The 21,093-nt window shown below is 69.0% G+C and carries 19 protein-coding genes and 1 tRNA gene; 14 read left to right on the forward strand and 6 right to left on the reverse strand.

Annotated elements, in window-relative coordinates:
* The 3 genes from V6D00_04130 to mce all read left to right on the forward strand — a co-directional run.
* The coding region (locus V6D00_04130) for a biotin/lipoyl-containing protein (GenBank protein ID HEY9898348.1) at positions 1-961 on the forward strand (961 nt) is incomplete at its 5' end.
* Position 962: 1 nt separating this feature from the next.
* On the forward strand, positions 963-2,648 hold the full coding sequence (locus V6D00_04135; GenBank protein HEY9898349.1) for a methylmalonyl-CoA mutase family protein: 1,686 nt from the start codon (positions 963-965) through the stop codon (positions 2,646-2,648).
* Positions 2,649-2,652: 4 nt separating this feature from the next.
* Complete coding sequence (gene mce, locus V6D00_04140; GenBank protein ID HEY9898350.1) at positions 2,653-3,075, forward strand: methylmalonyl-CoA epimerase; 423 nt, start codon at positions 2,653-2,655, stop codon at positions 3,073-3,075.
* A gap of 42 nt (positions 3,076-3,117) precedes the next feature.
* Here mce and V6D00_04145 read toward each other — a convergent pair whose 3' ends face one another.
* Positions 3,118-3,564 (reverse strand): hypothetical protein, encoded by a 447-nt coding sequence (locus V6D00_04145; GenBank protein ID HEY9898351.1) that lies wholly within the window; start codon positions 3,562-3,564, stop codon positions 3,118-3,120.
* Between the two features lie 186 nt (positions 3,565-3,750).
* Between V6D00_04145 and V6D00_04150 the strand changes: the two genes are divergently transcribed.
* From V6D00_04150 to V6D00_04165, 4 genes are all read left to right on the forward strand, one after another.
* Complete coding sequence (locus V6D00_04150; GenBank protein HEY9898352.1) at positions 3,751-6,999, forward strand: adenylate/guanylate cyclase domain-containing protein; 3,249 nt, start codon at positions 3,751-3,753, stop codon at positions 6,997-6,999.
* Positions 7,000-7,092: 93 nt separating this feature from the next.
* On the forward strand, positions 7,093-9,324 hold the full coding sequence (locus tag V6D00_04155; protein HEY9898353.1) for a hypothetical protein: 2,232 nt from the start codon (positions 7,093-7,095) through the stop codon (positions 9,322-9,324).
* A gap of 70 nt (positions 9,325-9,394) precedes the next feature.
* Positions 9,395-9,583, forward strand: a complete 189-nt coding sequence (locus tag V6D00_04160) for a hypothetical protein (protein HEY9898354.1) — start codon at positions 9,395-9,397, stop codon at positions 9,581-9,583.
* 89 nt (positions 9,584-9,672) lie between these two features.
* Positions 9,673-10,104, forward strand: coding sequence for an ATP-binding protein (locus tag V6D00_04165; GenBank protein HEY9898355.1), 432 nt, complete (start codon positions 9,673-9,675; stop codon positions 10,102-10,104).
* On the opposite strand, the gene V6D00_04170 is transcribed toward V6D00_04165, so the two are convergent.
* Positions 10,105-10,659, reverse strand: a complete 555-nt coding sequence (locus V6D00_04170; protein HEY9898356.1) for a hypothetical protein — start codon at positions 10,657-10,659, stop codon at positions 10,105-10,107. It lies immediately after the preceding gene.
* A 262-nt stretch (positions 10,660-10,921) separates the two neighbouring features.
* Here V6D00_04170 and V6D00_04175 point away from each other — a divergent pair.
* Positions 10,922-10,994 (forward strand) — tRNA-Glu (locus V6D00_04175).
* A gap of 154 nt (positions 10,995-11,148) precedes the next feature.
* Positions 11,149-13,554 (forward strand): ATP-binding protein, encoded by a 2,406-nt coding sequence (locus V6D00_04180; GenBank protein HEY9898357.1) that lies wholly within the window; start codon positions 11,149-11,151, stop codon positions 13,552-13,554.
* Between the two features lie 3 nt (positions 13,555-13,557).
* Here V6D00_04180 and V6D00_04185 read toward each other — a convergent pair whose 3' ends face one another.
* Complete coding sequence (locus V6D00_04185; protein ID HEY9898358.1) at positions 13,558-14,505, reverse strand: aromatic ring-hydroxylating dioxygenase subunit alpha; 948 nt, start codon at positions 14,503-14,505, stop codon at positions 13,558-13,560.
* Positions 14,506-14,515: 10 nt separating this feature from the next.
* Entirely contained in the window at positions 14,516-15,475 is a 960-nt protein-coding gene (locus V6D00_04190) for a TIGR01777 family oxidoreductase (protein ID HEY9898359.1), read from the reverse strand.
* A 127-nt stretch (positions 15,476-15,602) separates the two neighbouring features.
* Between V6D00_04190 and V6D00_04195 the strand changes: the two genes are divergently transcribed.
* The 3 genes from V6D00_04195 (at position 15,603) to V6D00_04205 (ending at position 18,408) form a co-directional block, all read left to right on the forward strand.
* Positions 15,603-16,502, forward strand: coding sequence for a MerR family transcriptional regulator (locus tag V6D00_04195; GenBank protein ID HEY9898360.1), 900 nt, complete (start codon positions 15,603-15,605; stop codon positions 16,500-16,502).
* A gap of 49 nt (positions 16,503-16,551) precedes the next feature.
* Positions 16,552-17,427, forward strand: a complete 876-nt coding sequence (locus tag V6D00_04200; GenBank protein ID HEY9898361.1) for a DMT family transporter — start codon at positions 16,552-16,554, stop codon at positions 17,425-17,427.
* Between the two features lie 153 nt (positions 17,428-17,580).
* A complete protein-coding gene (locus tag V6D00_04205; GenBank protein ID HEY9898362.1) occupies positions 17,581-18,408 on the forward strand; it encodes an endonuclease in 828 nt (275 codons plus the stop codon).
* Between the two features lie 81 nt (positions 18,409-18,489).
* Here the strand turns inward: V6D00_04205 and V6D00_04210 are convergent, their stop codons facing one another.
* A complete protein-coding gene (locus tag V6D00_04210) occupies positions 18,490-19,032 on the reverse strand; it encodes a hypothetical protein (GenBank protein HEY9898363.1) in 543 nt (180 codons plus the stop codon).
* Between the two features lie 28 nt (positions 19,033-19,060).
* The gene (locus V6D00_04215; protein HEY9898364.1) at positions 19,061-19,393 is read right to left on the reverse strand and encodes a hypothetical protein; all 333 of its coding nucleotides are present in this window, start codon (positions 19,391-19,393) and stop codon (positions 19,061-19,063) included.
* 226 nt (positions 19,394-19,619) lie between these two features.
* Here V6D00_04215 and V6D00_04220 point away from each other — a divergent pair, with 226 nt between their 5' ends.
* Together V6D00_04220 and V6D00_04225 are read left to right on the forward strand one after the other, a co-directional pair.
* Complete coding sequence (locus tag V6D00_04220) at positions 19,620-19,997, forward strand: sensory rhodopsin transducer (protein HEY9898365.1); 378 nt, start codon at positions 19,620-19,622, stop codon at positions 19,995-19,997.
* A gap of 6 nt (positions 19,998-20,003) precedes the next feature.
* A complete protein-coding gene (locus V6D00_04225) occupies positions 20,004-21,092 on the forward strand; it encodes an enolase C-terminal domain-like protein (protein HEY9898366.1) in 1,089 nt (362 codons plus the stop codon).
* The last annotated feature ends 1 nt before the right edge of the window (position 21,093 follow it).

Below are 21,093 nucleotides of genomic sequence, written 5' to 3' on the forward strand. Positions count from 1 at the left end.
CACCGTCGAGTTCATGGTCGGCGCCGACAAGAACTTCTACTTCCTCGAGATGAACACCCGCATCCAGGTCGAGCACACCGTCACCGAGATGGTCTACGGGGTCGACCTGGTCAAGGAGCAGATCCGGATCGCCGCGGGCGAAGCCATCGCCGACTGGCTTCTCGGCGACCTCCAGCCCCGCGGCTGGTCGCTCGAGTGCCGCGTCAACGCCGAGGACCCGAGCCAGAACTTCCGCCCGAGCCCCGGCCTCATCACCCGCTACCGCCGCCCCGGCGGCCTCGGGGTGCGCATCGACGATGCCGTCTACTCGGGCTACCGCATCCCCGACCAGTACGACTCGATGATCGCGAAGGTCGTCACCTGGGGCAAGGATCGCCCCGAGGCGATCGCCCGCATGAAGCGCGCCCTTAAGGAGATGATCGTGGAGGGCGTCCCCACCACCATCCCCCTGCACCTTTCGATCCTCGACCACCCCTCCTTCGTCTCGGGCGACCTCACGACCCACTTCATCGGCCAGGAGATGACGAAGGAGGACCTCGCGAAGCTCGCGCCCCCCGCTCTCGATCCGCTCGCGACGGTCGTCGCGGGCGACGAGCCCCGCGAGCGCGGCACCGAGCGCCAGTTCGAGGTGGTCGTCAACCGCGAGCTGTTCGCCGTCACCGTCAGCGAGATCGGCGCCCAGGCGACGCTCACGGCCGTCAAGCCCAAGCGCCCGGGTGCGGGCCGCTCTGCGGTTTTGGCCGCCGCCTCGGGCTCCCTTACCGCCCCCATGCACGCCACCGTCTCGCGGGTGCCGGTGGAGCTCGGGCAGGTGGTCACCGCCGGCACCCCCCTCGTGGTGCTGGAGGCCATGAAGATGGAGACCGAGATCACGGCGCCCGTCGACGGCACCGTCGTGGAGCTCAACGTCAAGCCGGGCCAAACCGTCGAGGGCGGTCAGGTGCTCGCGGTGGTGAAGTAAGATGCAAGAGACCGTTCGCAACCAGACGATCCCGGGCCTTGCCGAGATGCTCGGCCAGTGGGAGACCAAGGTCACGGGCATGCTCGCCAAGTTCCCCGAGCGCCCCGAGGGCACGGTGACCGGCTCCAGCGTGCCGGTGCAGCGGGTCTACACCCCCCTCGACACCGAGGGCCTCGACTACCTCCGCGACCTTGGCCTGCCGGGGCAGTTCCCCTTCACCCGAGGCATCCAGCCGACCATGTACCGCAGCCGGCTCTGGACCATGCGCCAGTACGCGGGCTTCGGCACCGCCCAGGAGACCAACCAGCGCTTCCGGTACCTGCTCGGCCAGGGCCAGACCGGCCTCTCGACCGCGTTCGACCTGCCGACCCAGATGGGCTACGACTCGGACCACCCGCTCGCTGTGGGCGAGGTCGGCCGCACCGGGGTCGCCATCGACAGCCTCGCCGACATGGAGGTGCTGTTCGAGGGGATCCCGCTCGACAAGGTCTCGACCTCGATGACCATCAACGCCCCGGCGGCGATCCTGCTGTGCATGTACCAGGCGGTGGCCGAGAAGCAGGGCGTCTCCCCCGAGAAGCTGACGGGCACCATCCAGAACGACATCCTCAAGGAGTACGTCGCCCGCAACACCTACATCTACCCGCCGGCAGCTTCCATGCGGCTCATCACCGACATCTTCGCCTACTGCGCCGAGGTGATGCCCCGCTGGAACACCATCTCCATCTCGGGCTACCACATGCGCGAGGCCGGCTGCACCGCGGTGCAGGAGGTCGCCTTCACCATGGCCAACGCCACCGCCTACGTGCAGGCGGCGCTGGACCGGGGCCTGGACGTGGACCGCTTCGCCCCGCAGCTCTCCTTCTTCTTCTGCGCGTGGACCGACCTGCTCGAGGAGGTCGCCAAGTTCCGCGCGGCGCGGCGCGTGTGGGCCAAGATCATGCGCGATCGCTTCCATGCCAAGGACCCCAAGAGCCTGCAGCTGCGCTTCCACACCCAGACCGCGGGCTCGAGCCTGACCGCCCAGCAGCCCGACAACAACATCGTCCGGACCGCCATCTCGGCCATGGCCGCGGTGCTCGGCGGCACCCAGTCGCTGCACACCAACTCCAAGGACGAGGCGATCGCGTTGCCGACCGAGGCCTCGGCCCTGACGGCGCTTCGCACCCAGCAGGTCATCGCCTACGAGGGCGGCGTCACCAGCACCGTCGATCCCCTCGGCGGATCCTACTACGTCGAGGCCCTCACCTCCGAGATCGAGGAGGGGATCTCGCGCTACTTCGAGCAGATCGAGGCCAAGGGCGGGGTCCTCGCGTGCGTCGAGGACGGCTTCTTCCAGCAGGAGATCCACGAGAGCGCCTACCGTTACCAGCGCCAGGTCGAGTCCGGCGAGCGCGTGGTGGTCGGCGTCAACCGCTTCCAGGTGCAGGACGAGGCTCCGATGCCCATCCAGCGCATCGATCCTTCGGTCGAGAACGCCCAGCAGGTGAGGCTTGGCGCCCTCAAGGCCGAGCGCGACGGCCAGGCCGTGAGCGAGGCCCTCGACGCGCTCGCCCGGGCCACCTCGGGCGAGGAGAACCTCCTTCCCCTCATCCTGCGCGCGGTCAAGGCCTACGCCACCGTGGGCGAGATCAGCGACGTCCTGCGCAAGGCCTTCGGGGCCTACCGCGCCACCGTGAAGGTGTAGGGCCATGCTCGAAGCCAGCCTGCTCGTCATCGGCAGGATCGACCACCTCGGCATCGCCGTGCACTCGCTCGCGGACGCCATGCCCATGTACACCGAAGGGCTCGCCCTTCCCCTGCACGAGATCGAGGAGGTGCCCGACCAGAAGGTCCGCACCGCCATCTTCGAGGTGGGCGAGAGCCGGCTGGAGCTGCTGGAGCCGACCGACCCCGACAGCCCCATCGCCAAGTTCCTGGAGAAGCGCGGCGAGGGCATCCACCACGTGGCCCTCGGGGTCGCCGACGTGGCCGAGGCGCTGTCTCACCTCAAGGCCAGGGGCTACCGCCTCATCGACGAGGCGCCGCGAAAGGGGGCGGGCGGGGCGCTGATCGCCTTCGTCCACCCCAAGAGCACCCACGGGGTCCTGCTCGAGCTCTGCGAGCGCCCCTAGGCCGACGCCCCCCGGTTCCAGCGAACCGGGGGGCGTCTCGTCTCAATCGTAGACCTTGGGGTTGAAGTCCGTCTCCTCGGCCAGGAGGCGATGCTGCTCGGCGCTCTTGACGCTCATGGTGTAGGCGACCTTGTCGCCGCGCTCCTGCTGGAGGGCGGCGAGCTTGGCCTTGCTGTCGCTCAAGAAGCGCAAACGCGCGAAGCGATCCCCCTTGCCCAGGGCCTTCCACTCGGCCTCTTTCACCAGAACGCTCACCCTGGCGCCGTCGTAGAAGGCGACCTCGTGCCCCTCGCTCAGCATGAGCGCGGCGTACCGGGTCTCGATCGGCCCGGCAGGCATGCGCAGGCCGGAGGGCCGGGTCGTGGTCTCCCCCTTGAAGGCGATCACGGCCACCATGACGGCGAGCAGAAAACCGAGCGCGCCTCCCGCCGCCAGAAACACGGTCTTGGCGGCGCGGGAAGGAGCATGAAGCGGGGGTTGAGGGGTCATCGCGGGGCCTTTCGCGGACGTCGGGGGCAAGGTAACCCATTATAGCTCCCTTCGACGCGGCTTTCGGCGGGCTTGGGCAGCGGGACGAAGAACCTTGGCTAACGCTCGGTTGTCTCGCAGGTGCTGGTTGCATAAGGTGGGGACGGGGCGTCCCCGCCCAGCCGGGGCGCGATCGAGGAGGGCCCGATGAAGCCTTGTCCCGCCTGCTCGCATTCGGTCGAGCCCGACGCCAACTTCTGCAGCCGCTGCGGCTCGCGGCTCCAGGCCGGCGCACGCGATGCCGCGGTGGGTGATCGCCGGGTGGTCACCGTCCTCTTCGCCGACGTCTCGGGCTTCACCGCCATGAGCGAGCAGCTCGATCCCGAGGCCGTCACCGAGATCATCAACCAGTGCTTTGCGGCCTTGACCGCCCCGATCTACGCCTACGGCGGGGTGGTCGACAAGTACATCGGCGACGCCATCATGGCGATCTTCGGCGCGCCTCTGGCCCACGAGGACGACCCGGCGCGCGCCGTGAGCGCCGCCCTGGCCATGCAGGAGGCCGCCCAGGCCTTCGCGGCGGACCTCGAGGCCCGCATGGGCTTCGGGCTCAAGGTCCGGATCGGCCTCAACACCGGGCTGGTGGTGGCGGGCGAGGTGGGCGGCGCCCACAAGCGCGACTACACCGTCATGGGCGATGCGGTCAACCTGGCGCAACGCCTCGAGGCTGCGGCCGAGCCCGGGACGATCCTCGTCAGCCAGCAAACCCACCGGCTGACCCAGCACGCCTTCGACTACCGTGCGGTGCCCCCCCTCTCCCTCAAGGGCAAGCGCGAGCGGGTGGTCGCCTTCGAGCTGATCGCCCGCCATGCCGCGCTCGGCGTGCGGCGCCTCGGCCTGCAGACCGTCGGGCGCTCGCGCGAGCGCGCCGCCCTGCGCGATCACTGGGAGGCCGCCCGCGGCGGGGTGGCCCAGTGGGTCACCCTCATCGGGGACGCGGGGGTCGGCAAGACTCACCTGGTCGACGCGTTCCTGCAAGAGACCCGCCCCTCGGCGCAGATCCTCTCGGGGCGCGGCGTCTCCTATCACCAGGACCGCGCGTTCGAGCTGGCGCGCCAGCTCCTCGAGGCGTGGCTCGGCCTGGGGCCGGGGGCCCACCCGGCGGAGCTCAGGGCCAAGCTCGACTCGCGCCTGGCGGCGCTCGGCAGCAGCGGCGACGAGGACGCGGCGCTGATCGCGCTCTTCTGGGGGATCGCAGCCACCGAGGAGCCGCTCAAGGGGGTCGCGGACCAGCTGCGGATCGCTGCGGCCGTCTCGGCCTCGATCCGGGCCCTGGTCGCTTCCTCCCGACAGGAGGCGATGATCCTGGTGGTCGAGGACGTCCAGTGGGTCGATGCGGCCTCGTGGGGGTGGCTCGAGACGCTCGCGAAGGCGCTTTCACAGGAGGCGGGGCCCGTCATGGTGCTCGCCCAGGCGCGCCCGGGCACCCGGCTGCCCGAGGAAACCTCCTCGAGCGGCCTCGACCGTAGCCTGCTCTCGGTCCGCCCCCTGGGCGAGAGCGAGGCCCTGGCCCTGGCCAAGAGCCTCTCCTCCGAGCGCGCGTTCCCCCCCGAGGATCTCCAGGCGGCCGTCCGGCGATCGGAGGGCAACCCCATGGTCCTCAAGGAGCTGGTGCGATCCATCATGGAGGGGGCGGACGTCGAGGCGGGGCTCTCCCCCTCCCTCAAGGGGCTGGTGGCCGCGCGTCTCGATCGCCTGCCCACGAGCGAGCGGGAGCTGCTCGAGGTCGCCGCGGTGATCGGGCGGGTGTTCGACCCGGCGGTGCTGCGCGCGGTCGCGCTCGACCCCCAGGCGGAGGCCGCCTTGCTGAGCCTCACCGAGCGCGAGTGGATCCGCCCCGCCGAGCCCGCCGGCTACGCCTTCAACCAGGCGATCGTTCACGAGGTCGTCTACTACGGCATGCTCCAGCGCAAGCGGCGCGACCTCCACCGCCGGGTCGCCCACCACCTCGAGCACCACCAGGGGACGCACGACGGCCAGGTCTCCACGCTCGCCCGCCACTTCCTCCAGGCCGACGAGGCCCCCAAGGCCTTCGCCTACCTGCAACGCGCCGCGAGCCTGGCGCGGCTGACCTACGCCAACGACGAGGCCCGGACCCTTTTGCGCGAGGCCGTCGCCCTCCTGGATCGCTTCGACTGCGACGACGCCCCGCAGCGCCTGGGGCGATTGCTGTTCGACCTGGCGGAGGTGGAGACCACCCTCGGCGAGTACGGCTCGGCCCAGGAGCGGCTCCAGGCCGCCCTCGCCCTGGCCAGCGACCCGGTGACCAGGGCGCGCCTCTTGCAGTCGCTCGGAGGCCTCCACGAGCGACGCGGGGCCTTCTGCGCGGCCCTCGAGTGCTACGAGGAGGCGCTGGGGCTGGTCCTGCCCGGGGTCCCCGTGCGCGCCGCCCTGCTCGTCAACCGCGCCTGGCTCAAGCTGCGCGGCGGCGACCACGCAGCCTGCCTGGCCGATTGCGCAGAGGCCCTCGACGAGCTCTCGAACGGGTCCTTCGAGCTCGAGCGCGCCCGGGCCCTGAGCGTCGTGGGCATCGTCCACTACCGCCAGAACCGCTGGATCGAGGCGCGCCGGGCCCACACCCAGGCCCTCGCCTCGCGCGAGCGCGCGGGGGACCTGGCGGCGATCGCCTCCTCGCTCAACAACCTGGGAATGGTCGAGAGCGACTGCGGGGCCTGGGGCGAGGCCGAGGGCCACTACCAGCGCAGCCTCGGAATCTACCAGCGCATCGGGGACCAGGGCCACGTCGCCACCGTCCTCAACAACCTGGGCGATCTCGCGGCGCGGCGCGGCGCGGCCATCGACGCCGAGCGGCACCACCGCGAGGCCCTCGAGATCCGCAAGACACTCGGCGACCGGTTCGGGATCGGCGCCTCGCTCTGCGCCCTGGGGGAGGCCCTGCGCCTCAGGGGGGACCTGGATCAGGCGCGCGCGGTGCTGTTCGAGGGGCTCGGGCTGCTCGAGGCCATCAAGGAGACCGAGCTCATCGCCGAGGCCTGCGCGGCCCTGGGCGACATCGAGCTGGCCGCGCGCGACTACCCGGAGGCCGCCCGGTGGCACCAGCGGGCCCTGGGCCTCGCCGAGGCCCAGGGCGATCGGCTGCGGCGCGGGGCGATCGCCAGGTCCCAGGCACAGGCGGCCCTCGAGCTCGGGGACCTGGCCCAGGCGCGAAGGCACCTGGGGCTGTCCGAGACCTGCCTCGCCCAGGCCGAGACCCCGCTCGATCGCGCCCGGCACCTCCTGCTCTCGTCGCGCCTGCTGCGGGCCGAGGGAAGGCCCGAGGACGCCCTTCGGGCCGCGAGCGAGGCGGATCGTCTGCTCGCCTCGCTCAAGATGAGCGGCGTCCGGGAGAGCCTCGCCCGGCAAGGGGGCGAGCGCGGCCTTCCCCCACCTAGCTAACTTGTTTGGTCAACCCCCACGAGGCCGTCCCCCCTCCCCCTTCGCTATTATCGAGCAAGCGAATGTTCCCCCGTCGCACGGAAAGGCAGCCGCATGCGCCACAGCGCCCAGACGAGCTTCCGATGGACCCTCGCGGCGGCCTGCCTCACGGCGGCGCTGCTCGGGGGCTGCCCATGGCCGTGGGGCACTCAGGCCACCACGCCCTCGCCCTTGGGCGGGCGGATCCTGGACATGCAGGGGCGCCCGGTGGGCGGGGTGCTGGTGCGGGCGAGCTTCACCAACGCCATCCCCTTCACCAACGGCATCCCCTTCTCGACCCAGGGCATCAGCGAGACCACCTCCGAGGTCCGCACCGGCACGGACGGGCGCTTCTCCTTCTCCAGCCCTCCGGTGGGCGAGGTCAACGTCGAGGCGATCCAGTCCGACGAGCGAAAGGCCGTGCGCCAGTCGGTGGCGGTGAGATCCGGGGTGATGCTCGACCTGGGCGACATGCGCCTGGCGCCCGTGGGCGGCATCGCGGGCCGCATCACCACCCCCAACCTCGCAGGAATCAACCTGCTCGGCACCGACGTCTTCACCCCGGGCCTCGGCTACCTGGTCAAGACCGACGAGCAGGGCAACTTCAGGCTCAGCAACGTGCCGGCCGGCCGCTTCCGCCTGGTGGCGACCAACCAGGGCCTCGGCCGGGGCGAGCTCGCCGACGTGGAGGTCAGGCCGGGCGAGGTCACCAGCCTCGACGCCATCCCGCTCTCGCTGACGCCGCCCGTCGTCGGCGAGCTGCGCCCCGCGATGGGAGGGCCCGGCTCGCAGCTCGAGATCATCGGCCAGAACTTCGGGAAGTCCGCGGGTCTCGGCAGCACCGTCGAGGTCTACCTCAGCGGGGTGCGCCTCAGCGACGTGACCGTCGAGAACGACCAGCGCATCCGCGCCAGGGTGCCCAACGGCGCGCAGAGCGGCAGGGTCGTGGTCAAGGTCGGCCTGATCTCGGGGGTCAGCCCCGCCGACTTCAAGGTGATCGCGGACCTGAGGCTCTCGCCGGCGGGTCCCCTCATCCTCCCGCTCAACGGCTCGTTCCGCTTCACGGCGCTCGCGAGCGACAGCGCCGGGGAGGCCATCTCGGCGCCGTTCGTCACATGGGCGGCGACCCCCGACGCCGTGCTCGCCCCCGACCCGGCCACCCCGGGCCAGTACCAGGGCCACGCGATAGGAAGCGGGCTTGCGACCCTCTTCAACGGCACCATCTCGAGCGAGGCGCGGGTGTTCGTCTCGCCCACGGTGGGATCTCCCTTCTCGCACGGCACCGGCGCGCCGGGCAGCAGGGTCTCGGTCGCGGTCGGCTCGGCAGGGGCGATCGCCCTCTGGAGCGGCTACGACGAGACGAACGGGACCTACCGCATCCAGGGCCAGCGCCTGAGCGGCACCTCGTGGGCCGCGAGCGACCTGACGTTTGCCGCGAGCTTTCCGGCCGACCCCATGCCGGTCCTCGCGTGGGGCAGCGGCAAGTTCTGGCTGGCCTACGCCGACGGCAGCGCCGGCAGCCGACAGATCAAGCTCCAGCGCCTCGACGCCAGCGGCGCTCCATCCGGGGGACCGCTCACCCTGGCGGACACACGGCCGGGCGTCCTCTCGCTGGCGGTGGCCCCGGGGGTCAACGACGCCCTGGTCGCGTGGCAGGAATCCCCGTCGTCGATCCAGTGCCGGCTCTACTCGAGCGGCCTCGGCGCCCCGACCACCCTGGTCGCGAGCAACGCCTCGCGTCCGAGCGCGGCCTGGGACGGATCGGCGTACGCGGTGTGCTGGGAGCAGGCCATCGGCGCCGACACCGACGTGATGGCGCGGGTCGTCAACGACTCGGGGGTGGCGGCGCTCAGCGCCTTCGGCGTGGCCGAAGGGCCGAACAGCCAGCGTCAGCCGTGGCTGACGGGAGGCCTCGGGCACATGATGGCCGTCTGGTCCGAGACCCGAGGCGGCCAGCGCGAGATCGGCGCGCGGCGCGTCGTGGGGGGGACGGCCCTGGGCACGAGCCCGACCTACCTGGGGGCCCTGCACCCGGGCCACGGCGAGGAGGCGTGGCCTGCGATCGCCTCGCTCGACGCCAACCGCTACCTTCTCGCGTGGATCGACGGCCGCCCGGACGCCCCCGGCGCCTTCGCCCAGGTCCTCGACAAGGACCTCTCGGCGCCCGGCACCCCGTTCGCCGTCAGCCTCGGAGGGGGGCTCTCGGGGCCCGCGATCGCCGGCAGCGGCCCCGACGCCTTCCTGGCCTGGCTCGGCGGCAACGTCTCGAGCGGGCCTTCAATCGGCGGCCAGCGCCTCGCTCCTTGAGGCGCCGCCCGCACGAGTGCTGCGAGAATTGGCAAGCAGTAATCGAAGCAGGATTGGGTACAAGGGGCATATGTCGACCGAGCAAGCCTTCATCTGCCCCTCGTGCCAGCGCGCGCTGCAGCGCGCGACGGTACGGCTGTACGCGTGCCAGGATTGCCGGATCGTCGCTGCGATCTACGAGGACGAGGGCAACGCCCTGATCATCAGCTCGCCGGCGGGGGCCTCCACCACCCTGCCCCTGACCGCCCTCGAAGGCTGACCCACACCTCTTCTCAACCGGCGGGTAAAACCCGCGCAATGCAGGCGGGGCACAATCCTCCAAGTCACCAGACGAAAGGGGAGGTTGCCGTGTCGATACCCTTGAAGGCCGACGTCTACGCCGAGATGCGCTTCTTGCCGGACACCCAGTCGCTATCGAGCGCCAGGCGCTTCGTGGCCAAGAGCCTGGAAGGCCTCCCCGAGGCGCCCCTGGCGGATTTGACCCTCGCCATCGACGAGGCGCTCGCCAACGTCATCGCCCATGCCGGCTCCCCGCGGAATTCGAGCATCGCCCTCAAGCTGTACCGCGAGAACGACCACGTGCGGGTGATCATGACCAACCCGGGGGTTCGCTTCGAAGGCGATCGCCTGCCTCCGGTCGACCTGGAGGCGCACGCGGCCGAGCGCCGCACCAGCGGCCTCGGCGTGTTCCTCATGAAGCAGCTCATGGACCTGGTGCTGTTCCGCTCGACCCGCGACGGCCTGCAAGAGCTCGTGATGGTGAAGAACCTCGCCGCCTGATCAGTGATCCTCGTCCTTCTTCTTGGCGCTCTCGTCCTCGGCCTTGAACAGGGGGGCCCAGGTCATCACGGCGACGCGATCGGATTCGCCGTCGTAGAAGAGGCCGACCTCCATCTCGTTGACCTCGAACTCCGCGTAGCGCATCCCGATCAGGTTGAGGGGCAGCGAGCCTCCCGCCGAGGGCTGGATGATGGTCTTGCGCTTGGGCTTGTCCCAGCGGCCGAGGGCATCCTCGTAGCTGCGAGGAGCCTTGGGCAGCGGCAGCCAGACGCGGATCGCGTTGTGGGAGGACCCCTCGTCGACGAAGAGCTTGCCCGAGGGGGCGGTGGTGATCCGGCTCGCATCCTCGGGGAGCAGCTTGAAGAGCAGGCGATGGTAGACCGGCAGCCCCATGACGTAGAGGGGAGTGCGCTCGTCCTCGGGGCCGTACTTGGCCCGGAACTCGGCGATGGTCGCCCCTGCGAGGTCCAGGCCGTCCAGGTGGCGCTCGTCGAAGGAGGGGCCACAGCCCGCGACCATCAGCGCCGCGACACCAAGGGGAAACATGCGATTCATCGAGCAACGACCTCCGTCCCGGGAGGTATACCCTCGCTCTGTTACCCCTTAACCCGCAACGGAAGGGGGCGCTCCGGCCATTTCAGGCGATCGCGCAGGCTGAAGTGCAGCCAGAGAGCGAATTTCATCGGGACCAAAAGGCCCGTCCCCGCTGGATTTGAGGTTATGGGGGCACTAAGCGAGCGGAAATTTTTTTGGCAAGGGGCTTGCAAGCCAATCAAACTGTGCTATTATGAATACATCGAAGGCAATTCGACGACGCGCCCGATTCGTCTAGAGGCCTAGGACGCTGCCCTCTCACGGCGGTAACACGGGTTCGAATCCCGTATCGGGTACTAAAAAAATGGCGACATGCTTGATTGTTAGCATGTCGCCATTTTTCTGTCTTTTCGGCAGCGGCAGGAACCCTTTCCCCTTGCTTATTCGGGGGGTCACCTCGCCTGAAACGCGCCGCAGGCGCTTGGCCGTGCCAGAACATGAGGAGCAAGCGTGAACCCGACCCGCGTCCGCGTTCATTCGCACCCGTTCAAGGCCAGTTCCGTCGCGTTTTACGCCTTGCTCCTGCTCCTCGGGGGATATGCCCTCTCTAGCCTGATCCTCTCCTTCCAGACGATCGACCGCCCATTTCCCGGCTTCAAGGTCCTGAGCGATCGGGTCGTCGACGTCCAGCTTCCTTCGTCGTGGAGCGGCACCCAGGCCCACCTGATGCCCATGGATCGCGTCATGAGCGTCGACGACATGGCCTTCGCCTCGGGCAAGGAGTTCTATCAGTACGTTCGGACCAGGCCGGTGGGGTCACCCCTTCGCTACGAGATCGAGCGCGTGTCCTGGACCGGAGGCCGCGAACGATTGACCAAGGTCATCCCGACCCAGCGCTACGAACTCGACGATTGGATCGCCTACTCTCTGGGCTTCTGGTTGTCCGGCGTTTTCTACCTGCTGATCGGAGTGGTCGTCTCCATCCTCAAGCCCGGCGACCTGGTGGCCAGAGCCCACTTCGCGTTCTGTGTCGCGGGCGCCCTCAACTTCCTGTCCATCTTCGATTCCAACACCACCTTCTATCTGCCCCCGACCACGGTCGTCTTCGTGCGCGCTCTCCAGGGCCTGACGGCCTTGACGCTGGTCCTTCTCTTCCCCCGTCGCATCGCCCGGCGGCACTTCGCTGGGATGGTCATGCTCATCGCCCTGTTCAGCCTGGCGCTCAGCATGTTCTCGTTCGCCTTCTACTCGGAACCCTCGCTCAGGCCATTGACTCACCTGGGCACGGCGATCTACGCCGTCCTCGGCGGCCTCACCGTCGTCCTGGTTCCGATCTGGGCGGTCTTGAGCAAGAGCAGCTCGGCGCGAGAGAAGGTACAAGCGCAGATCATCCTGCTGGGGGCTTCCGTTTCCCTGCTCCCCCTGCTCATGCTCTTCATAGGACCGCTCATTCGATACGACGGCCCGATCCTGAACATCGGTTCGGTCTGCGGGATCATCTTGCCGCTGGCGATCGCCTACGCGATCGCGCGCCATCAGCTGTTCGACATCGACATCCTCCTCAGGCCCTCGCTGACCTATTCGCTGCTCAGCGTGTTCCTGGTGGCCCTGTACCTGGCGGTCCTGGGCCTGGTCTCGTTCAGCTTCGGATCCCATTCGGCGCTTGCCAATTTCGTGGCGACCGCCATCGTCGCTCTCTGCTTCTCGCCCGCGCGCGACCGGATCAAGGCCTGGCTGGACAGGCGCTTCTTTCGCACGACCTACGACCCGGACGCGGTGCGCGCCGCCTTCACGAGCGAGGCGCAGCAGACCTCCGATCGCGCCTCGTTGCTCGCCGCGTTCCTGGACCTGCTCGACGACACCCTTCATCCCAGGTTCAGCGCGGTCTTTCTGCGGACTCCCGATGCGTCGTGGGAGCTGAGGGACTCGCGGGGTGGTCACGACCTTCATGCCTTCCGGTTGCCCGACCCGGACGGGGACAGCCTGCACTTTCCGCTGGAAGTGAAGGGCCAGGCTATCGGACAGGTGGTCATCGGTCCCAAGCGCTCGGAAGTCCCCTATTCCGTGAGCGATCGCAACCTCATCACGAGCTTGATCGACAAGCTGGCCGTCTGGATGAGCCTCTACGACCGAATCGACCAGGAGCATGCTCACTCTCGCCAGATCGCAGCCATTCGCGAGGCCCAGACCCTCAAAGACCAGTTCCTCAACACGGTCAGCCATGAGCTCAGGACGCCCGTCGCGATCATCCTGGGCTCGATGAGCGTGCTCAAGCACACGGGGCATGCGGAGGATCACCCCCTGCTCGCCACGTACTTCGACCGGATCCAGCGCAATGCCGGGCAACTCTCCATTCTCCTCGACGACCTGCTGAATGCCGGCCAGCTCCAGTCCGGACGCTTCGCCCTGACGATGCGATCGCTCGATCCCCACGCGACCATCAGGAACGCCGTCGTCGACTTGCAGGCCATGGCCGCCGAAAAGCGGAAGGTGATCAGCCACGAGCCCGGCGCGGGCTGTCCCGCCGTCGAAGGGGATACCCAGCGGATCGGCCAGGTGCTCAGAAACCTCCTGCTCAATGCCATCAAGTACACCCCCGAGGGCAGCACCATCGAGGTGCGCGCGCTCCCAGGCGAGGACGGTGTCCGCTTCGAAGTCAGGGACGACGGCCTGGGGATTCCCCCCGAGGAATTTCCGAAGCTCTTCGAGCGATTCAGCCGCCTGGCGAACACGAAGGATGGAAGGGAAAGCGGCGTCGGCCTGGGGCTCTACATCGTCAAGGCCATCGTCGAGGCCCACGGGGGCAAGGTGGGGGTCGAGAGCACCCAGGGTCAGGGAAGCACCTTCTGGTTCGAGTTGCCCTTCATCGCCTCGAAGCTGCCAGAGGACGCCGAGCGCTCCCGGGTCATCCCCTGAGGCTCAGGGCTCGATCGGTTCGTCGTGGGCCGGGCCTCCGTCCAGGACCCGCTCCAGCAGGTGGCGATACGCCCGCGCCGCGCTGTCCGGCCTCATCAGCAGATCCCCGCCGGGCCCGAAGGTGACGTGTTTCGGCTCCTGGCTGGCGATGATCCGCCGGTCCTCCTCGAGGACCCTTCGATTGAAGCGGTTGAAGACGGGCGTCAGCAGCTTCGAACGGGCGAAGCGCCGCAGGCCGAGGATATAGACGCGGGTTTCCGTCGGGCCGACCGGCACGCCCCACATGTAGTTGACCATCCTCGGCGAGATCGAGAGGCGGTGAACGTTGGGCAGCCGGAACGTCAGCAAGCCGTCCTCGAGATCGAAGCCGTCGGGGCGAGGCGTCACCTTCGGCACGTGGGGGCCTCGCTGCTTGGCGAAGCGGCCGATGGTTCGTTCATGAACGAACGGGAGGTGCCCCATGTCCAGCATGTTCTCCGCGAAGCGCGTGAAGTTGGTGGGCCACAGGTCCTCGATGATCCCCCAAGCCCAGCCGTGCTCGCGCACCTCGGGCGGGACCGGGTCGCCTCCGGGAGCGGCGGCAGGATCCCGGCTCAAGAACACCCAGATGAGGCCCCCCGCCTCGATCGCGTGGTAGCGGGGAATGCGCAGGTTCGCGAGCCTGTGCGACGGCTCGCCGAGCGCCGGAATGGCCACGCAGCGGCCCTGCTCGTCGAACGTCCAGCCGTGGAAGGGACAGCTCAAGCAACCATCGTTCACGCGACCGAGCGAGAGCGAGGCCCCCAGGTGGGGACAGCGATCGCGCAGCGCCACGACCTCGCCGGCCCCGTCGCGGTAGAGGACCAGGCGCGTCTCCATGATCGTGACCGCCAGGGGCCTGCGGGGCTTGAGCTGGTGCGACCGGGCCGCGATGTACCAGAAGTCCCAGAGGTAGTAGGGCGCAGCCGGCATGGGGGGCCTCCTAGCGACCGAGCTCGCTGCGAAGCGCCGCCTCGAGATCGGGTTGACGGAAGGTGAACCCGGTGGCCTGCAGCTTCGTCGGCAGGACGCGCGCTCCCTGAAGCAGCAAGGCGTCGCCGAGCTCGCCGAACATCAGGCGAACGACCGGGGCCGGCAACGGGAAGAGCGTCGGCCGGCCGAGCACCTTTCCCAGGATCCGCGTGAACTCCGCGTTGGTCACCGGCTGCGGGGCGGTGGCGTTCACGGGCCCCCTCAGGGCCTCGGTGAAGAGGGCATGGTGGATCGCCCCGATGAGGTCGTCGAAGCCGATCCAGCTCATCCACTGCCGGCCGCCGCCGATCACCCCGCCGACCCCCATCGTGAAGGGCAGGATCATCTGCGCGAGCGCCCCCCCGCGCGCGGACAGCACGACGCCGGTTCGCAGGTGGACGACCCGGATTCCCGCCTGGCGAGCGGGCTCGGCGGCGGCTTCCCAGGCCTGACAAACCTCGGAAAGAAAGCCAGTGCCCGGCGCGCTGTCCTCGGTGAGGACGGCGTCAGCGCGCGAGCCGTAGTAACCGATCGCCGAGGCGCAGACCAGGACGCTGGGCGCTCGGCGCAGCTTTGCAAGTCCCTCGGCGAGCAAGCGCGTCCCCTCCACGCGGCTCTCGAGAATCGCGGCCTTGCGAGCCGGCGTCCAGCGCCCGCCCGCGATGCTTTCGCCCGCCAGGTGCACCACCGCGTCGGCGCCCTCGAGCCCCTCCAGGTCCAGCTGACCCCGCGCCGGGTCCCACGAGATCTCATGCGCGCCCGCCTCGCGCCGCACAAGCGGCCAGACGGCGTGCCCGCCGGTCTCGAGGAAAGATCCGAGCCGCGTGCCGACGAACCCCGAGGCGCCCGTGATGGCGATCCGCTGGGTTCCAATTTGAGCGAAGGCCTGATGGCGCCGCTCGAGAGGGGTGCTCGCTTCGAAGACGTTCATGGACACCTCCATTTCCTCCACGTGCCTGGAGTGTAGGGAGGCACCTCGATCCTGTCAATGAGTTGTCCATTACAAATAATTGACAAAACCACCCCCGCTCGGGTAGAAAGTAGGCGGGAGGACCCTCATGCCAGACTCCGGCAAGTATCAGATCAAGGCCGTTTGCCAGCTGACGGGCCTCAGCTCGGACGTCATTCGCGCCTGGGAGCGGCGGTACGGTGCGATCTCGCCCGTTCGCGCCGAACGAAACCTGCGCCTCTACAGCGAACGCGATGTCGCGCGGCTCCTGTTGCTCAAGCAAGCGACAGGAGCCGGCCACGCCATCGGCCGGATCGCCACGCTCGCGGACGCCGATCTGGCCTCGCTCGTCACGCCCGTCGCGCCTGCTCGCGCGCATGACCAGGGCTTGCCTGCCCAGCGGATCATCGCCGCGATCGAGCGGCTGGACTACACGGCGGCGGATGAAGCGCTCGGCCAGGCCGCTGTGGTGATTCCTGCCGCGCAGCTGATCCGCGAGGTCGTGCTGCCCGTGCTGGAGCACGTCGGCGCCCGGTGGTCGCAGTATCCGCTCGGAATCGCCGCAGAGCACCTGGCGACCTCGCTCTTGAGAAGCCTCCTGGGAGCGCTCCTGAGGACGCGACACATCGACAGGCTCCATGCACCGGTCTTGCTGGGAACCTTGCCAGGGGAGCCACACGAGATGGGGCTGCTCGTCGCAGCCCTGACCATCGCCTCGTGCGGGGTTCCAGTCTGTTACCTGGGCCCGAACCTCCCCGCTTCCGGGCTGGCCCTCGCCGCCAAGCAGATCGGGGCATTCGCCGTGGGAATCAGCGTCGTCAACAGCCCCGACGAGGCGCAGCTCTCCGAGCTCGATCGGCTCGCGAGCGAGCTCGCGCCCGGGACCGCACTCTGGCTCGGCGGCCAGGGGGCGCTCTCGGCGCCCCCTGGCGCGCTGCCTGCCAGGTCTCTCGTGTTGGCGAGCCACGAGGCGATCGAAAGGCAGCTGCAGGATCCCGTGGTAAGGTGATGGTAGCCGGGCACCACGGGAACAGGAGACGCGCGCGTGGAAGAGACGATTGAATAGCGCCAGGAACCTGCTGCCCGTCGCGGCGCTGATCGCAAGCATCCTCTCCCTGACGCTCGGCACTTCGTTCGCCAAGCATCTCTTCCCGCTGATCGGGGCGCAGGGCACCACGAGCTTCCGCGTGACCTTCGCAGCCGTCATCCTGCTTGCGATCTGGCGGCCCTGGCGCCTGCCGCTGTCCGCGCGCGAGGCACGAACGATCGCCCTTTACGGCGCCGCGCTCGGCCTGATGAACCTGACGTTCTACATGGCGCTGCGCACGATCCCGCTCGGGATCGCGATCGCCATCGAGATCACCGGACCGCTCTGCGTCGCGATGGCCGCCTCGCGCAGGCCCAGGGACTTCGTCTGGATCGGCCTCGCGGTGCTGGGGTTGCTGCTGTTGCTGCCGCTCCACCAGAGCGCGAACCGGCTCGATCCGCTCGGCGTCGGCTACGCCCTCGCTTCTGCGGTGTGCTGGGCGCTCTACATCGTCTTCGGCCAGAGAGCGGGCAAGGCGCACGGCGGTCAGGCGACCTCGCTCGGCCTGACGGTCGCCGCTCTGGTCGTCCTCCCGTTCGGGCTCGCCCATGCCGGCGCCGCGCTCTTCAATCCGTCGCTGATGCTCGCGGGGCTCGGCGTCGGCATCATGTCGAGCGCGCTCCCCTATTCGCTGGAGATGATCGCGCTCAGGCGCCTCCCCAAAAAGACTTTCGGCGTCCTGCTCAGCCTGGAGCCCGCCGTGGGGGCGGTGATCGGGTTCATCGTCCTCGGCGAGACGCTGACGCCGAGGCAGTGGCTGGCGATCGGCAGCGTCATCGTCGCTTCGATCGGCAGCACACTCGGCGCGCGCAAGGCCGAGGGGGCCCGGGTCGAGAGCCGCCCTTAATCTGAAGATAATTTATCCGACCCTGTCCGCAGGGGAATGGAGCCTAAAATTCTCTTCTTTTCTCGATTTTAGCCGACCGAGGGGCTTCCCTTCATGAGTCGAGGTGTGTTAACCTTCTCTTAAATTCACGCATGAACCCGACCGGAGGAAGCCTTGAAACCATTCGTGATCGCCCTCGCGTCCGTCCTTCTCGCCTCGTCGCTCGCCGCCTGCGGGACCAGCCAGCACCTGCAGCCCGCGCCGTACGGCACGTCCAGGACCAAGGCCTTCGACCAGGCCCCGGCCGACTACTACCGGGCGGCTGAAGGCCAGCAGGGCCAGTCCCTGCTGCGCTCGCTCGCCGGCATCGTCTCCAAGCACAAGGAGCTGGGCTATGACCGCGCCCGCGACGTCATGTTCGCCGACGTGGACGACCTGGACGGCGACGACGTCGTCGAGTGCGATTACACCGACCGCCAGCTGGACAAGATCACCGATCGCAACTCCGCTTATCGCAACGGCAAGGGCTTCAACGCCGAGCACACCTGGCCCCAGAGCAAGGGCGCGGTCGGAGTGGCGAAGTCGGACCTCCATCACCTCTTCCCCACGGACTGCAACGCCAACTCCATGCGCAGCTCGTTTCCCTTCGGGGAGGTGGTGACGGTCACCTGGAGCGAGGGTGGCAGCAAGCTCGGGCTGGATGCGAGCGGCGAGACGGTGTTCGAGCCGCGCGACGAGCAGAAGGGCAACACGGCCCGGGCGCTCTTCTACTTCTACACCGTCTACGGCCAGCAGGCCGACCTCTCGAACTTCCGGCACGAGGAAGCGACCCTCAAGAAGTGGCACGCGAAGGACCCCGTCACGGCGCTGGATCGCGCGCGCAACGACGCGGTCTACCGCCTGCAGGGCAACCGCAATCCGTTCGTCGACGTGCCGGAGTTCGTCCAGGGCGTGGGCAGCTTCCTGCCCACCCTGAACACCCCCGCGTTCAAGCTGCGGTAGCAGCTTCCCATTCAACGGCTCAGCGCCCGGATCCGACGTCGGATCCGGGCGCTGAGCTTGTGTTGTGAGTCTCGGTAGGGATTATGGAGCGATCAGGGCGGAGGCAGCGGTCATCACGAAGCCGGCACCCGAAGCGACCAGACCAGGGGCGGTGCCGACGCCCGTGAGGACGGCGACGCTGCCGCCGGCGATCAGGGCATTGCCGACGAAGCTCAGGCCGCTCGCCGCCACGGCGCGCTTGTCGATCGTCTCGGCGCCGAGCTGGTTCTTCAGGGCGATTCCCGAGGCGGCCATCCCCCACGCCGAAAGGCCGATGCCCACCACCGGCAGGACCTTTCCGGCCGCCCGGGTGGGAAGGGCGGCGGCCCCCTGCAGGCCCTTGCGGATCATCATGGTGCCGATCGCGGCGTTGGCGATCGCCCCGCCTATCGCCGCTCCCTCGGCAGCGCCTTGGGCAGCCGCCTCGGCGGGACTGGCGTAGGTCTCTTTGCGGGCCTTTGGCGAGAGCGCAAGCGCGTCCTGCTTGGCGAGGCCAGGCACCGGCGCCTCGGGCGAAGCGGGGCGCCGAGGCGCCCGGGGGGCGACGACAGAAGCCCCTTTTTGCTGGATGACAACACCGCTCACGAGACGCCCTCCTGCCGTGCCCAGAGACCTAGCGGCCCTGGGCGTTCTGCTCTTCCTGCTGCTTGTGGTACTTGCGAAGGCCCAGGCCTGCGCCGATGGCGGCACCTACGGCAGCCCCCGCCGCGTAGACGCCGCCGCCGTAGCTGGTGCCGCCGTTGTTGCCGAAGTGGAAGAAAAGGTCGTAGGTCCAGGTCGCGGCGGCACCGGCCGCGGCACCACCTGCGGCCTTGCCGCTGAGCTTGAGCACGTCCTTGGTGGTGAGGCCCCGATCCTCGCCGGCTTCCGCCTTGGGCGCCTGAGGCTTCTTCGGGGGCTGGGGAGCGGCAACGGCCCGGCGCGACTGAATCTGCAGGTTGCTCATCGGAATCCTCCTCGACGTCTCACGCGACCTTCACTCACGAGGGTGTTATCGGGCCGTTAACAGGAATAGTTTCCCAAGTCCAGGTAAACCTTTGGGAGATTTTTCATTAATCAGAGGAAAGGATGAAACGGCCTCCCGGAAGGGCCGAGTGGCAATTGACTCGCCCAATGGCGGGGGATTAGGATGCGCCCACGCCGCACCCGCAACGGCCGCAAAGGGGGGGCAGATGAGCGCTTCTTCAATTGGGCGGACCCGCTGGGCGATCGCTGAAGGCTACCTACCCGCCTGGAGCCACGGCCCGGCCCCCGAGATGGTCAGCCACGAGGCGATCTGCCTGCTCAACACCTCGGATCGCGTCGCCCACGTCGCCATCACCGTGTACTTCAGCAACCGGGATCCGGTCGGGCCGTACCGCATCCAGGTCTCCGCGCGCAGGACGCTCCACCTTCGCATGAACGACCTGAGCGATCCGGAGCCGATCCCGGTCGGGACCGACTACGCAAGCGTCATCGAGTCGGACGTCCCCATCGTGGTCCAGCACACCCGGCTCGACTCGCGGCAGGCCGAGAACGCCCTGCTGAGCACCATCGCCTTCGCCGAGTGATCCGAGATGCACGCACCGATCGAGCGAATCGAGGTCTCGGCCTACCGCATCCCGACGGATGGGCCCGAGGCGGACGGCACCATCGCCTGGGACGCGACGACCCTGGTCCTGGTGACGGCGCATGCGGGCGCGACGACGGGGCTCGGCTACACCTACGCCCACGAGGCGGCGGGCCTCGTCGCCCACAAGACACTCGCTCCTTTGCTCATCGGCCGGGACGCCCTGGACATCCCGGCCGCCTGGGAGGCGATGATCCGAAGCGTCCGCAACCTGGGCCGGCCCGGCGTGGCCAGCATGGCGATCGCGGCCGTGGACGCGGCGCTGTGGGACCTCAAGGCGAGGACCCTCGGGGTCCCGGTCGTCGGCCTGCTGGGGGCCGCGCGCGAGCGCATCGCGCTCTACGGCAGCGGCGGCTTCACCTCCTACTCCCTCGAACACCTCGCACGGCAGCTCGGAGGCTGGATCGACCAGGGGCTCACGATGGTCAAGATGAAGGTCGGCAGCGATCCGGCCGCCGACCTCGAGCGGGTGCGAGCGGCGCGGCGCGCGATCGGGCAGCAGGCCTCGCTCTTCGTCGACGCCAACGGCGCCTACGCGCGCAAGGAGGCCCTCGCCTTCGCCGCGGCCTTCGAGGCCTGCCAGGTGAGCTGGTTCGAGGAGCCCGTCTCCTCGGACGATCTCGAGGGGCTGCGCCTGCTGCGCGATCGCGCCCCCGCGGGCATGGCCATCGCCGCCGGCGAGTACGGCTTCGATCCCCCCTACTTCCGCCGCATGCTCGAGGCCGGGGCCGTGGACGTCCTGCAGGCGGACGCCACCCGCTGCTGCGGCATCACGGGCTTCCTCAAGGCCGCCGCCCTCGCCGAGGCGCACATGATCCCGCTCTCGGCGCACACCGCCCCCAGCCTGCATGCGCACGTCTGCTGCGCGGTCCCTGGCGTCCGGCACCTTGAGTATTTCCACGACCACGCGCGCATCGAGCACATGCTCTTCGAAGGGGTCCTCTCGCCCGTGGACGGCGCGCTCGAACCCGACCGCAAGCGCCCCGGGTTCGGGCTTTCCTTCAAGCGCGCCGACGCGGAGCGCTACGCGATCTAAG

Source organism: Pantanalinema sp., from assembly GCA_036704125.1.
Classification (GTDB): Bacteria; Cyanobacteriota; Sericytochromatia; order S15B-MN24; family UBA4093; genus JAGIBK01.